We start from the raw sequence: 14,561 nt of genomic DNA, 5'->3' as shown, positions 1-14,561 counted from the left end.
GCTGATGCGCGGGATCGGCGGCTGCTCACGCGGCCGCCAGACAGAATTATGGCCGCCATGCTTCTTGCGGCGTCTGGGCCGCCTCCTGCCGACGCCGCGCGTCGATGATGCGCCACAGCGAGCGCAGCACCTCCGTCACGCCCTCGCCCGCGATGGCGGACATTTTGAACGGCGGGCGCGGCTTCTCGCCATCGGCCAGAGCGGGACCGGCGCTGCGGATCGCGCGCTTCAACCGCTCGACCTGCTGCTTCAAGGATTCGGCATCCACCGCATCCACCTTGGACAAGGCGACGATTTCTTCCTTGTCCTCCAGCCCGTGGCCATAGGCGGAAAGCTCGCCGCGCACGATCTTGTAGGCTTTGCCGGCATGTTCGCAGGTGGCGTCGATGAGATGCAGAATCGCGCCGGTGCGCTCGACATGGCCCAAAAACCGGTCGCCGAGGCCAAGGCCCTCATGCGCGCCTTCGATCAGGCCGGGAATGTCGGCCAGCACGAATTCCTTGCCGTCGACATGGACCACGCCGAGATTGGGATGCAGCGTGGTGAAGGGATAATCGGCGATCTTGGGCCGTGCGGCGGAAACCGTGGCCAGAAAGGTCGACTTGCCGGCATTGGGCAGGCCGACAAGGCCGCCATCCGCGATCAGCTTCAGCCGCAGAATGAGCGTGCGCTCTTCGCCCTCCTGGCCCGGATTGGCCCGGCGCGGGGCGCGATTGGTCGAGGTCGTGAAGTGCAGATTGCCGAAGCCGCCATTGCCGCCCTTGCAGATCACCACGCGCTGGCCGATTTCGGTGAGGTCGGCGATCAATGTCTCGCCATCCTCCTCGAAGATCTGCGTGCCCTCGGGCACTTTCAGCAGGGCGTCCGCGCCGCGTCCGCCGGCGCGGTTCTTGCCCATGCCGTGCATGCCCGTCTTGGCCTTGAAATGCTGCTGGAACCGGTAGTCGATCAGCGTGTTCAGCCCCTCGACGCATTCAGCGACGACATCGCCGCCGCGCCCGCCATCGCCGCCGTCGGGTCCGCCGAATTCAATGAATTTTTCGCGCCGGAACGAGACGCAGCCAGCGCCGCCATCGCCGGAGCGCACATAGATTTTCGCCTGGTCGAGAAATTTCATGGGTCAATCCGGCGCGAGCGCGCCACTGGATGGAAAAAAGGAGCGGCCGCGCCGGTCGGACGCGAGCCGCAATGTCATTTTCGCGCGCTGCTCTAGGATAAGGCTCTAGCGGAGGCGAGCCCGGGCCGCAAGCCAAGGCCCGCAAAGCCCTGCCAATCGCGCCGCCGCAGGACCAGCCGCGCGAACGGGCTGTCGGCATGGCGGCCTGGCCCGGCTTCGATCCGGCCTTCTTCGACGAAACCGGCCTTTTCCAGCACGGAGCGCGAGGCCGCGTTTTCCGGCAGGACGAAAGCGGCGAGTTCGTCACCCTCCGTCAGCCGGAAAAAGACGTCGGTTGTCGCCTCGACGGCTTCGCTCATCAACCCGCTTCCCCAATAGGGCCGGCCGAGCCAAAATCCGATCCGCGGGCCGGTCTCGTCCAGCTCGACGCCGATCATGCCGACAAATTTGCGCGGGAAGGACTTGAGCGTCATGCCGAAACGCAGGGCCGCGCCGCGGGCGTTGGCGGCGCGGGCCGCCAGAATGAAACGGTCGGCGTCCTCGGGCGCATAGGGATGCGGAATCATCGCGGTTGCGCGCGCCACATCCCATTCGCTCGCCAGAACGGAAAGGGCCGGCGCGTCGGACTGGCGCGGCCAGCGCAGCCACAGTCGCCGCGTTTCAAGACGGAAAACATCGTCGCGCGCGAGATCGGGAAACATGAAAAGGCTCCGGTCAAAGCAAAAGGGGAAACGACGCCGTTCCCCCTTGAGCATTGGGCTCCGGATTTGATCCTGACGGAAGAATGTGACCTTCTTCGCGCCGGAACATGTCCTTTTGTCGTTTCGTCGGCTTCCGACCGGATGTCGGGACCACAACTTCGGGACCATCCTGGGGGCTTGCGCCTTGGAGGTCCCGAAATTCGCGACCTCGTTACTCTGCGGCCTGGGCCGCCGGGGCTTCCGTCACCGTAATGACGGAGCGGGCCCCTTGCGTCTTGAACAACACCTTGCCGTCTACGAGGGCGAACAGGGTGTGATCCTTGCCGATGCCGACATTGGCGCCGGGATGCCACTTGGTGCCGCGCTGACGCACGATGATGTTGCCGGCCACGACATTCTCGCCGCCGAACTTTTTCACGCCAAGGCGCCGACCTTCCGAGTCGCGCCCGTTGCGGGATGAACCGCCAGCCTTTTTGTGAGCCATTTTTCCGCTCCGAAACTTTTTCTATGACCGACTTTTACACGGCCCTGCGTCAATGGATGAAGCGCGAGCCGATCAGGCGACCACTTCGGTGATGCGCACGACCGTCAGGTCCTGACGGTGGCCGCGCTTGCGCTTCGAATTCTTGCGGCGGCGCTTCTTGAAGGAAATGACCTTCGGGCCGCGAGCCTGTTCGACGATCTCGCCCTTGACGGAGGCGCCGGCGATGAAAGGCGCGCCAACCTGCGCGGCGCCGTCCTTCTCCACCAGGAGAACGTCGGAGAAAATCACCTCGGAGCCGGCTTCGCCGGCGAGGGACATGACGGTAATCTTTTCATCGGCGGCGACGCGATACTGCTTGCCGCCGGTTTTAATGACTGCGAACATCGTTCTTCCTCGTGTTCGATCCGGCTCTGCGCTCGCGCGGCCGGCTTCTTTGCAGCTGAACCAGCAGGGGTGGACCCTTGCGCGCCGCGCGATGGCGGCCAGCCGGGGTCCGGCTTGCGGGCGGAGACCGGCCAGGCCGGAAAGGCAGGGCCGAAAAACGCAAATGCCGCGGCGGAGGCCACGACAAACCGTCGGTTTTCCTATGCCGCGCGCGGCGCGAAGTCAAGCCGCTATTGCGCTCGCGCGGGGCGCGACATGAATTTGCGCTTTCGGCACAAAGGCGCTTGCGCGTTCGCGCGAGGCCATGTTATTGCGCCGCCTCACCACCGGATGGGCGCCTGCCCTCCGACACACCTTGGATTGGAGAGGTGGCAGAGTGGTCGAATGCACCGCACTCGAAATGCGGCATACGGGCAACCGTATCGGGGGTTCGAATCCCTCCCTCTCCGCCAGCCACCATTGATTTCATTGATAAATTTAGGTTTCGGCGGCACAGCGCTTACAGTCACGCTTACATTGCGGCGCTCGTTCAGACATGGACTTACGAAAAACGGCCCCGAAGGGTCGTTGTCTGTCACCGGGTTTTCGCTAAAAGTTCAGCCTGGCTCCGATTCGTATTTCGGCGACTTGGTGTTCCGGCCGCGACTTCGGACGTGGTTGCTAATTTTCGTCTCGGAGCGGTCCAGAGCGAGCGCAACCGTTCGATCGAGCTTTAGCTTTTTGCAAAGTGCGTCCAGGCGAGCGAATTTCGTTGGCGACGGCGTCGCTTTGCTGCCCTCGGACGAAGCTCCGGAGCTATCGTCCGTTTCGCCCAACCCATTTCTCCACTATTCCGCCAAACGGCTCGTCGGCCTTCCCTTCGACAGTGATAACGCCCATGGTTTGCTGCGGCGTTTTGCAAGTACAAGCAGATCGGTTTGGCTCGCTCTTCCTGGCGTACCCAAGTCGGTCTTGACCTCGAACGTAGCCTCGACAAATTCCACGCCCCTCCACTCGGCGGCCGCGTCAAGCTCAGTCTAACGTTCGGCAGAAATTTCCGGCGTCCCACCACGCTCTTGCAATCTTCTTCGCCGGACGACCGTCACGCCAATGCGCGATGCCCTTGGCGAGGTGCTGAATTGGAAGGAGAACGCCCAGCCGGGCGCGACCCACGAAACGAATCAGCAACGTTTGGGGCTTAGCGGACGTAATTCAGCAGCCTGCTGTAAGGCCGCGGCCTCTTGCGCATCTTCGGGCTGAGACGCGACTCGGCCTCGCGCGCTCAAGACCACGTTCAATAAGGTTTCGGCCGACGATTGTGGGAACATCGCTTTGCCAGGAGAAAAAATATGTTGTGGCATGATCGCTCGGGTGATTGCTCGCAATTGGCCAGCGGTTCGAAGTCCACCTTGTTGCGCCAGATCACGATGAACTCGCGCGAAGGTTGGAGGCCGATGAGTCGCGCGTCCAGTTCAGACCGGCAACTCCATTTGATCAAACCTTCACGACATTCATGTTCGCTATTGCTGCCTTCACCTCGGCATACAGGTCAGCTTCAACTGCCTCGGCGTCAATTTCAACAACGAGAGCAAAGCGCGCTGAACGCTCATGAGGGTTTTGCACGGCTTTCGACTTCCACCATCCGGCAACCGGGTGCACCGCGATGATGTTGCGACGCGCGAGGTCCGATGCGGGACATGTTAGCTCATCGATTTGAAGCGATCCAACGTCACGGCGATTTTGCCCAAACGTCCAGCCATCGTCCTCGTCAACAAGGGCTTCATCAAAATCGTCGGCAACCTTGCTGATCCGCGCGATGAAAGCCGGTCGCTTCTCGTTGGGTCGGTTCAATTTGAAGCGGAGGTTGTGTGATGCGTACCTGAATTTTGATCCTCTGGCAGGCTCGGAAGGGTTTGGAAAAATGAATGTGCTGAGGGCTATGCGAAGCGTCACTGGTGTATTGGTCAGTTTGCGAAGCTCCTTCACCGGCCGAGGAAGCTCAAACAATTTCATCTCATTGTGCACATGGTCGGCGCCCGAACTGGCGCTTTTCCGATACGGAGTAATCGTGTCTTCCACGATCAAGGTCAGCGCGTTGGAAGCGCTTCGGCGAGCACGCTCCATTTCGGGCACGCCGTAGCCATACCGTCTGAACAACGGCTCATAGTGCCACTTGGCCGGATTTGGAGGAAGATGGCCGCGCATTTGCGTCGTCCATCGCGCTGACGATACGAAAATCGCGCGCACTGTTTCCGGCCACAGATCCGGATAATCCGACCAGAGTTCTGTGATCGCCTTTGCGGCCAGGGCGGTTGCGCCACTGGTATCCGCGCATGTTGTTAAGGCGCGCAGCGGGTATTGGTGGCAGGTGGTCAGCGTCGAAAGCGCCGGGTGTCTCATCGGAGGCGGGGCGCCATTGACGACCCAGTTCCCACCTTCGAACACGACCTCAGGTTTGATGGGCCAATGTGATATCCAACTCGCGGTTCGAGAACTGGGCGAGAGGTCTCCCGCAGGCGCGAACGGCGTACCCGGTTCTGCTGGTGGCAAAACGTTCTTTTCCGTGAAGGCCCCTACGCTGACCGCGTTCCAGGCCTGAGCCGGCGATTCGAGTTCATTTTCAGGATGATCGGAGACCGACAGGTAACCGGTGTTCCCAAACCTGTTCTGATCGCTGTTTCCGGCAGACACGACGAGCAGGCGCGGATGCTGCTGATTTCCTGAAACGCCGCTCGTAAGCTGATCCAGTTCGCTGGACCAGGACGTTGGCGCGCCATCATGTGGCGTGTCGTCCACCGTTGTGCTTGCCAATGCGAATGTACGCCGCCGCTGGCCAACGGTTTCAGCCGCATTCACGCCCGCTCGGGTCACCGCCCCCAAAAGATGGTGCGGGTTGAAGCCGGCATCGGGAATGATCTTGGCGGATTCCAGCCGATGACGGATGGTTATCGGCAGCGTTCCTTGCAAAACGGTTGTTAGGTCGCCGAAAAGAGCGAGCCCAGCCAAACTCGTGCCATGGCCTTTGAGGTCGTCCAAGCCCCAGGCCGGATCGGCTGCATGCCTGTCATTAGCTTGTAAAGCCGGCGCGATCAGTGGGTGGGCGCGGCTCACGCCTGTATCAAGCAGCGTAATGGCGTTCGGATCGTCGCCTCCGTCATATGTCGTCCGGTTAACGAGGCTCTGCACCCATCCGATCTGTTCTTCAGGTTCCAGGCCGTCAAAATAGTCAGCAGTCACAGTGGGCGCGGCGAGGGCGCGAACGCCTCCAAGCCGCCTGATCGCGCGCGCCAGCCCATCGCTTGTCGCGATCGCGATCACGACAAGGTCTTCGGGGAATTCTATGCGGTCAGCGCCGACGGCGACGCCATATTGAGCTGCACCCGAAATGAACTGCGAGGCTTGGTTCTTGTCGAGCCATATTTCCCATGGCTTAGAGCCGACATCGGAGGGGAATCGGTCTCCGGGGCTACGCCAAAGCGCGCGGAGACCAGCCTCTACAATGGCTCCGATGCTTTGCACCAGGTCGGCATTTTTCGGCCGACCGTCGCTGCCATCTTTCTTGATCGGCAGAGCTCCGGCGAAGTCCTCAATTTTCCGCCGCAGCTTCTCGATGCCGCCTGATGACGCAAAGACCGTGGCCCTATTTGGCTGTCCGTCCTCCTGCCGTGCAGGCGCCAACCGAAGCAGGGTAAGCCCACTTGCATTAAGGCTTTTAGTGATCATCACTTCGCCAGGCCGGCCAGTAACTTCTAAATAGACACCGGCACTTTGATCCCCGGAAATATCGGGGAGAGCGTCCAGCGCTCGCAGGAGCGCTTGAGCGTGGTTTGCGCGATCTGAAACATCACGTGGTTGTTTTCCGCCGCCGCGGCTTTTTGTTTTGAATTCCCGAGCGATCCCCAATCCGCTGAGTGTGAAGTGTCGACGATCCCTCGGCATCCGCCCCAATTCCCTGCAATGAGCGGCGACGTTCAAGCGAGGAAATCAGAGCCGACGTGACGATCGAGCTCGAATTCCCCAATACAGCGCGCCTTGCCGCATCTTCACCCGCGGCGACGACGTCGGCTGTCGAAAGCCCGTCCGCACAACGAATAACTTTGTTCCAATCAATATCGCTAACATCAAAGCCGGCAAGCCTACGTCGCATTGCCTTTTCGATAGCCGCGCCTTCAGGCATTTCGTATGGCAATACGAGGTCAAACCTCCGCAAAATGGCGCGATCTAAGATCTGAGGCAGATTGGTCGTGGCGATTACAATTGATGGCCCCGTGTCCTCGTCCAGGAATTGAAGGAAGGAATTCAAGATTCGACGCGCCTCGCCGACATCGTTTTCCGTGCCGCGAGCCGCTGCTAGTGCGTCGATTTCGTCAAAAAGGTAGATCCCGCGCGTAGTTCGAACCGCATCGAAGATCATGCGCAACTTTTGCGCCGTCTCGCCCATGAACTTGGTGATCAGGCCGTGGAGAAGCACCGTGAACATCGGAAACTTAAGTTCACCGGACAGCGCTGCAGCTGTCAGCGTCTTCCCTGTGCCTGGCGGCCCCGCAAGCAAGAGGCGACGCCGCGGACGTAACCCCTTTTCTTCGAGCTTTTCCGTCATCCGAGTCTCGACGACGATTTGGGCGAGCTCGTCTCCAATGTGGAACGGAAGAATCACGTCGGCAAGGCGAGTGGCCGGATAGCTGGCGCTCAGAAACGCCGCCAACTCGCCGCGCGGCGCGTTCAACGGCGTAGGCTTGTTCCGCACCGCAGATTTTGGGGGCGCTTGCCCAGCTTCTGCCCATTGTCTCAGTTGTTCTGCCAGGCGTTTATGGCCTTTTTGATCTTCCGAGGCAGCAAGCTGCATCGCGAGATCGAAAAACCGATCCCCGTCACCTTCAGCGTGGCTCTTAATGAGCCCGATCAGCTGCTGTGCCGATGCCATGCCAGAACCGTTAAACCTTGCAACTGGGAGCGACCGCGTACGCTGATCGCAACGATACTCTCTTTAAACAAGTTTCGTAAATAAACCAGCCCGGCCGGGCGTACGCGTCCCGCAGGAGTTTCGCACTGAAGGGTTACCCTCGACGAATGGTTGTTTAGTTACACGTCCTCGTCAGCGTTCGACGGACGCTGCCCCTCCGAGTGCCTCGTAGCGCCGATGGGCAAGCCACTTAAGGCGCTTGGCCTGAGTCAGAAGGACGCGGCGCAGGCCGCCGCGCTACGAAGGCCCCGTGTGTGAAAGGGCTCGATCGACTCCGGCGACAACAGGGATGGATTGATTTTGACGTCCTCGTGAACGCCGATCACGAATAGGCGCGGACGCGACTGCGACACGAACAATGCCGCGAGGTCGATCCCACCGCCGGGCTGGCGCCGTTTTTTATGACGGCGATTCGCCCGGCGAACAGGGTCAGGAGGATCATGACCGCTGGCTGCTGGCGCGGGTTTTGCGCGTGGGAAGTTGTGCTCTCATCGCAAGCCCAGTTTGATCACATTATAATACGCGGCCACTCCGGCCGATGCCGTGCCGCATAGAAGTCGGCCGGAGTCGGCTCTTAAGCTGACCTTCCCATTCGCCTGCAATGGTCTCATCGTGACCCAAGGCGGTCGCTCGCGACGTACTCTGCAGGTCAATATTGGAAATCTCCTAAGGTGAGGCCTATTCGGCGGCCGCGGTTTCGCTTTGCTTTGCGAGACGCGACGCAAATTGGCCTGATTGCGCTGCTGCGCTTTCGCCCGGAAGGGCAATACCCTTGACGAGGTCGTAGATGGCGGGGATGACAATGAGCGTCAGCAAGGTCGAGGAGACCATACCGCCAATCATCGGCACGGCGATGCGCTGCATCACCTCCGAGCCTGCGCCCGTGCTCCACAGGATTGGCACGAGGCCGGCTATGATAGCCGCGACCGTCATCATTTTCGGCCGGACGCGCTCGACTGCTCCGAGCATGATCGCTTCATGCAGATCGGTGCGCGTGAAGTCGCCGCCCTCTTTGGCGCGCGCGGCCGCAACCTCCTTCATCGCCTGATCGAGATAGATCAGCATGACGACGCCGGTCTCGGCGGCGACGCCCGCGAGCGCGATGAAGCCGACCGCGACCGCGATCGACATGTTGAAGCCCAGATACCACATCAGCCAGACGCCGCCGATCAGTGCGAAAGGCAGCGAAATCATAACGATCAGCGTCTCGGTCAGCCGCCGGAAGTTGAGATATAGCAGCAGGAAGATGATGAGCAGGGTAAACGGCACGACCACCCGCATCCGCGCCGCGGCGCGCTGCATATATTCATATTGCCCGCTCCAGGCGGCGTAATAGCCGGCCGGGAATTCGACCGAACTCGCGACCGCCTGGCGCGCGTCGGCGACGTAGGAGCCGATGTCGCGGTCGCGGACGTCGACGAAGACATAAGCCGCGAGTTGACCGTTTTCGGTGCGGATCGACGTCGGCCCGCGGACCAGCTCGATCTTGGCGACCTCGCCGAGCGGCGCCGTTCCACCCGCCGGCAGGGGAATCAGCACGTCGTTGGAGATCGCCTGCGGATCGGAGCGAAAATCGCGCGGATAGCGGATATTGACGCCATAGCGCTCGCGTCCCTCGACCGTGGTCGTGACCGTCTCGCCGCCGAGCGCCATGGCGATGACGTCCTGGACATCGCCAATCATCAGGCCGTAGCGCGCCAGTGCCGCGCGGTCGGGGACCACGTCTAGATAATAGCCGCCGATAATCCGCTCGGCATAGGCGCTCGATGTGCCGGGAACTCGCTTCAGCGCCGTTTCGACTTGGCGCGCCAGATTTTCGATCTGCGTCAGGTCGCGCCCGAAAATCTTGACGCCGACCGGCGTGCGAATGCCCGTCGCCAGCATGTCCAGGCGCGCCTTGATCGGCATGGTCCAGGCGTTCGACACCCCGGGAAACTGCAAAGCCGCGTCCATTTCGGCGATGAGCTTGTCGATCGTCACGCCTGGGCGCCATTGCTCCTTCGGCTTGAGAGTGATCACCGTCTCGATCATTTCGGTGGGTGCCGGATCGGTCGCGGTCGAGGCGCGTCCAGCCTTGCCATAAACCGACTGGACTTCAGGGAAGGCTTTGATGATTTGGTCCTGTGTTTGTAACAGCTCGGCCGCCTTGGTGACCGACAGGCCCGGCAGGGTCGTTGGCATGTAAAGCAGGGTGCCTTCATTCAGGTTCGGCATGAACTCACTGCCGATCTGGCGCGCCGGCCAGACCGTCGCCGCCAGCGCGCCGAGGGCCAGCAGGATCGTCAGGACTTTTGCGCGCAAGACCAAGCGGATCGCCGGACGATAGAGCCAGATCAGGAATTTATTGATCGGGTTCCTGCCCTCGGGGATGATCTTTCCGCGTATGAAAATCACCATCAGCGCGGGAACCAGAGTGACCGACAACAGCGCCGCCGCCGCCATGGCAAACGTCTTGGTATAGGCGAGTGGACTGAACAGCCGTCCCTCCTGCGCCTCAAGGGTGAAAATCGGCAGGAAGGAGACGGTGATGACGAGCAGGCTGAAAAAAAGCGCTGGGCCGACCTCGGTCGCCGCCTCGATCAATATGTCAAGGCGCGGCTTGCCCGGGGGGGCGCGTTCGAGGCGCTTGTGGGCATTCTCGATCATGACGATCGCCGCGTCGACCATGGCGCCGATCGCAATGGCGATGCCGCCCAGGCTCATGATGTTCGAGCCGAGGCCGAGCGCCTTCATTGCGGCGAAGGCCATCAGCACCCCGACCGGCAACATAACGATGGCGACGAGCGCGCTCCTCACATGCAAAAGGAAGATGACGCAGACCAAGGCGACGATGACGCTTTCCTCGAACAAAGTGTGTTCCAAGGTCTCAATCGCCGCATGGATGAGCTGCGAGCGGTCGTAGACGGAAACGATCTCGACGCCCTTGGGCAGGCTCGGTGCGAGCGCCGCAAAGGCCGCCTTGATATTGTCGATGACCGTCAGCGCATTGGCGCCGTAGCGCTGGAGCGCGATGCCGCTCGCCACTTCGCCCTCGCCGTTGAGTTCGGTGATGCCTCGCCGTTCGTCGGGGCCGAGTTCGACGCGCGCCACGTCCTTCAGCAATAATGGCGTGCCGTTGTCGGAGCGCAGAACGATGGATTCGAGGTCGGGCGCGCCGCGCAAATAGCCGCGCCCCCGGACGATGAACTCGAACTCGGACAGTTCGACCGTGCGTCCGCCGACGTCCGTATTGCTGGCGCGGATCGCGTCCCGCAGTTTCGCGAGCGGTATGCCGAGCGCGCGCAGGCGGTTGGGGTCCACGACGACATTATATTGCTTGACGAAGCCGCCGACGCTGGCGATTTCCGCGACCCCTTCCGCCTTGGCGAGGCCATAGCGGATCGTCCAGTCCTGAAGCGACCGCAATTCGGCCAGAGTCAATTCCTTGGCGACGACCGCATATTGATAAACCCAGCCGACGCCGGTCGCGTCCGGCCCCAGCACCGGCGAAACGCCAGCGGGAAGACGACTGCCGGCGGCGGAAAGATATTCAAGGACGCGCGAGCGGGCCCAATAGAGATCGGTCCCGTCCTCGAAAATGATGTAGACGAAGGACACGCCGAAAAAGGAAAAGCCGCGCACCACTTTTGAGCGCGGTACGGTCAGCATGGCGCTCGTCAGGGGATAGGTGACCTGATCCTCGACGACCTGCGGCGCTTGGCCGGGATATTCGGTGTATACGATGGCCTGAACGTCGGAGAGGTCGGGAATGGCGTCGAGCGGCAGCGTGCGTAGCGCGAAGACGCCGGCCGCGATGACGAAAACCATGCCGATGAGGATCAGAACGAGGTTGCGCGCCGACCAGGCGATAAGACGACCGATCATTTCGCGTCCTCCGGCTGGCCGAGGCCCTTGAGCGCCGCCTTGAGATTGCTTTCGGCGTCGATCAGGAAATTGGCGGCGGTGACGACCTTGTCGCCCTCGGCCACACCCTCGCGGATTTCGACGACGCCTTCCCCGCGCCGCCCGATCTTCACCTGTCGCGGTTCGAAACGCCCCTCGCCCTTGTCGAGAATCACCAATTGCTGCTTGCCGGAATCGATGACGGCGCTATCGGGAACCGTCACGACCTTGCCGCCGTCGCCTGCGGCGATTTCGGCGTCGACGTACATGTCGGGCCGCAGGACGAGGTCGGGGTTTTGCAGCTCCACGCGGACGCGTGCGGTGCGGGTTTCGCGATTGATCTGGGGATAAATCAGGCTGACACGACCGGAAAACATCTTGCCGGGCAAGCCGCGCGCTTGAATCGACACTACCTGTCCCGGTCGGATTCGATCGTAATCGCGCTCCGAGACGTCCACGAGGGCCCAGACGACCGAAAGATCGACCAGTTTGAACAACGCCTGGCCGGGATCGGCCTTCATGCCGTCAACCGCCATGCGTTCGAACACGATTCCATCGCGCGGCGCGGTCCAGGCGACGCTCAGGGGAACCTTGTGCGCGCGGTCGATCTCGGCGACGAAATCGGGCGGAGCGTCGAGAACGTCGAGGCGCGTGCGCGCACCCGGATAGCTGGAATTGGAGAAATATTGCGCCGCCGCCGCGGCGATTTCCGGCGAATAGAAGCGAAACAGGATTTGGCCCTTCTTGACCAAATCGCCGGTCGTCACATCGGCGACCTTTTCGATGAAGGAGGTGGAGCGCGTCGCGACAACGACGACCCGGCGCTCGTCGAGCTGAATCGATCCCGGAACCCGGATTTTCGAGACCACGATCTGGCTTTGCGCCGGCTCGGAGCGCACGCCGGTGCGCTGCACCTTGCCGGGGGCCAGTTTGATCGTCGATGAATCCTCGCCTTCCCCTTCGTAGACGGGCAGGTAATCCATATCCATCGCATCCTTCTTGGGAACCGGCGAAACATCGGGCAGGCCCATCGGATTGCGGTAATAGAGGATGCGTTTCTTGCCCGGTTCGGCGGCCTCGCCCGCCGTTGCGGTCTTTTCCGCCCCAATCGGCGCGAGCAGGCGAGAGAGTTCCTCGGCGCCGACGGGCAGGAAGTCCATGCCCATCGCGTCTTTCTTGGGCGTCAGGGAAATTTCCGAGCCGCCCATGGGATCCCGCCAGAACATTGGCTCCCGTGTGGAGGCCGATGGACTGGCCGGCAATTTCGCCAGCAGAGGCGCGATCATGGAACGGCGGACGGGCAGGAAATCCATGCCCATGCCATCCTTTTTCGGGTCTTTGGACAGTTCCGCCCCGCCCATCGGATCCCGGTAAAGGACGATGGGGTCTTCTTGCGCGCTGACCGCGGCCCCCGTCAGCGAAAACTTGAAAACCGAAGGAAAGCGCGGAGCGGCGAGCGCCGCCAAGGCGACGCCTCCCACGAGCGCGCAGACGCCTATGAGGCGAAAAGACGGGGTCATGATGATCGATCTCCCGACCGGAAAGCCGGCCGTCACGTGAAGACGCGTAGTCTCCTTCGCCCGGTTACGGCGAACGGAGGTCCAAAGTTACGGCTTCAGGCGATGGGAGGTCGCAAATCCGGCGACGGGGGCAGGCTCGGAATCCTGGCGTCGTCAAATAATGGTTGGAAAAAAAGAGCGAAGGTTCGCAGCGTGAGCGGGACGGCGCGTGCGGAAAAGTTGGGCGGCACGACAGAGCAGGAAGCCGCCGCGCAACAGTTCGGCATGGTTCCCTGATCGTTGCAGTCGCCGGAATGACTGTCCATCACCATTTCGGGACAGCAGTGATGATGAGCTTTCGCCGTTGTAGCGCCCCCCGTTCCCGCAGTGAGCAAGCTCACGAGAGCGAAAATCGAGAAAATGAAGCGGGCCCAGCGAACCATGGACACGATTTTCGGACAACTGGACGAAAATATCAACCGTGGCCTTGGCAATCACTGACTTGCATCATCGTTTCCCAACGTCTTCGACAGCTGAATGCTCAGCAATCCGCCCAAAAAATAGTTCATTCAGACGACACCGAACTTCCACTTTTCGCTGGAATTGACCGGACAAACTATTCGAATATCGATATATTAACGACCGCTTCTGGCGCCTGGCCGCACTTCCGCGAATGACGGCAGTCCTGCAAACAACCGACGTCGGAAGCTACGAACGAACGGGTAAAAGTGACCCATGGCGGTCCTTCCCTGAATTCGCCCGGCGTATCAATCAACGCCTCGAAGCGGCCATTCGCCGGATTGGGGCCCGCGTTTCTCGCGCGAAGTGCAGTGCTGTCGGTCTCATATGCCGCCGGCGCCGGCCACTATTTTTTCGGCGACGCCACGGCCTTTGCGCTTATGTCCGCGTTCGCGCTCATGCCTCGTGTTTTGCGCAATGAGACGCGCCTTCGGTCTCGCCGATCTCCCGCAATTTGGCGCTGAGCGCCAGTTTGTCGAGGCGGGCGATCGGAAGCGCGTTGAAGATTGTGATGCGGTTGCGCAGATAGCGAAAAGCCAGCACGAAGGCGCGCTCTTTTTCGAGGTCGGTTCCCTCGACGGCAGCCGGGTCTTCGATGCCCCAATGCGCGGTCATCGGCTGGCCGGGCCAGTGCGGACAGGCTTCGCCGGCGGCGCTGTCGCAAACCGTGAAGACGAAATCGAGCTTGGGCGAGGTTTCGGTCGCAAACTCGTCCCAAGGCTTCGAACGCAACCCGTCGGTTGGAAGACCATAGCTTTGCAGAACTTTGATGGCGAGCGGATTGATCGCGCCTTTTGGGTGGCTGCCGGCGGAAAAGGCGTTGAAGCGATCGGCGCCTTCCTTACGCAGGATGCTTTCGGCCATGATCGAGCGCGCGGAATTGCCCGTGCAAAGGAACAGGACGTTATATTTTTTTTCCATGGCGGCTTTCCTCCTCCGTAAGGTCGGCGTTGGTCCAGCGGGCAACGCGCCTGTGCGCGCGACTTTCGATCTTGCGCGCAAACAGTCTGCGACAAAAAGCAGCGGCCCGGCT

General features: G+C 61.3%; 10 protein-coding genes and 1 tRNA gene. 1 reads left to right on the top strand and 10 read right to left on the bottom strand.

Annotated elements, in window-relative coordinates:
* Positions 1-46 precede the first annotated feature (46 nt).
* The 4 genes from obgE to rplU form a co-directional block, all read right to left on the bottom strand.
* A complete protein-coding gene (obgE, locus tag QZ409_RS03620; protein WP_296707217.1) occupies positions 47-1,117 on the bottom strand; it encodes a GTPase ObgE in 1,071 nt (356 codons plus the stop codon).
* A gap of 92 nt (positions 1,118-1,209) precedes the next feature.
* Entirely contained in the window at positions 1,210-1,818 is a 609-nt protein-coding gene (locus QZ409_RS03615; RefSeq protein ID WP_296707216.1) for a GNAT family N-acetyltransferase, read from the bottom strand.
* 211 nt (positions 1,819-2,029) lie between these two features.
* Positions 2,030-2,302, bottom strand: coding sequence for a 50S ribosomal protein L27 (rpmA, locus tag QZ409_RS03610; RefSeq protein ID WP_296707212.1), 273 nt, complete (start codon positions 2,300-2,302; stop codon positions 2,030-2,032).
* 72 nt (positions 2,303-2,374) lie between these two features.
* Positions 2,375-2,686: a 50S ribosomal protein L21 gene (rplU, locus tag QZ409_RS03605; protein WP_283366948.1), complete on the bottom strand. Its 312-nt coding sequence runs from the start codon at positions 2,684-2,686 to the stop codon at positions 2,375-2,377.
* 362 nt (positions 2,687-3,048) lie between these two features.
* Here rplU and QZ409_RS03600 point away from each other — a divergent pair.
* A tRNA-Ser gene (locus tag QZ409_RS03600) sits at positions 3,049-3,138 on the top strand.
* Positions 3,139-4,159: 1,021 nt separating this feature from the next.
* Here QZ409_RS03600 and QZ409_RS03595 read toward each other — a convergent pair.
* The 6 genes from QZ409_RS03595 to QZ409_RS03570 form a co-directional block, all read right to left on the bottom strand.
* A complete protein-coding gene (locus tag QZ409_RS03595; RefSeq protein ID WP_296707206.1) occupies positions 4,160-6,388 on the bottom strand; it encodes a S8 family serine peptidase in 2,229 nt (742 codons plus the stop codon).
* A gap of 121 nt (positions 6,389-6,509) precedes the next feature.
* Positions 6,510-7,589, bottom strand: coding sequence for an ATP-binding protein (locus tag QZ409_RS03590; RefSeq protein ID WP_296707204.1), 1,080 nt, complete (start codon positions 7,587-7,589; stop codon positions 6,510-6,512).
* Between the two features lie 717 nt (positions 7,590-8,306).
* Positions 8,307-11,492, bottom strand: a complete 3,186-nt coding sequence (locus QZ409_RS03585) for a CusA/CzcA family heavy metal efflux RND transporter (protein WP_296707202.1) — start codon at positions 11,490-11,492, stop codon at positions 8,307-8,309.
* The gene (locus tag QZ409_RS03580) at positions 11,489-13,030 is read right to left on the bottom strand and encodes an efflux RND transporter periplasmic adaptor subunit (protein ID WP_296707199.1); all 1,542 of its coding nucleotides are present in this window, start codon (positions 13,028-13,030) and stop codon (positions 11,489-11,491) included. The genes QZ409_RS03585 and QZ409_RS03580 overlap by 4 nt, the downstream gene beginning before the upstream one ends.
* Before the next feature lie 153 nt (positions 13,031-13,183).
* On the bottom strand, positions 13,184-13,507 hold the full coding sequence (locus QZ409_RS03575; RefSeq protein ID WP_296707198.1) for a hypothetical protein: 324 nt from the start codon (positions 13,505-13,507) through the stop codon (positions 13,184-13,186).
* A gap of 417 nt (positions 13,508-13,924) precedes the next feature.
* Complete coding sequence (locus QZ409_RS03570) at positions 13,925-14,449, bottom strand: arsenate reductase ArsC (RefSeq protein WP_296707196.1); 525 nt, start codon at positions 14,447-14,449, stop codon at positions 13,925-13,927.
* Positions 14,450-14,561 lie beyond the last annotated feature (112 nt).

It is taken from the genome of Rhodoblastus sp., assembly GCF_019449565.1.
Classification (GTDB): domain Bacteria; phylum Pseudomonadota; class Alphaproteobacteria; order Rhizobiales; family Beijerinckiaceae; genus Rhodoblastus.
This window is presented reverse-complemented; position numbering and strand designations above follow the sequence as displayed.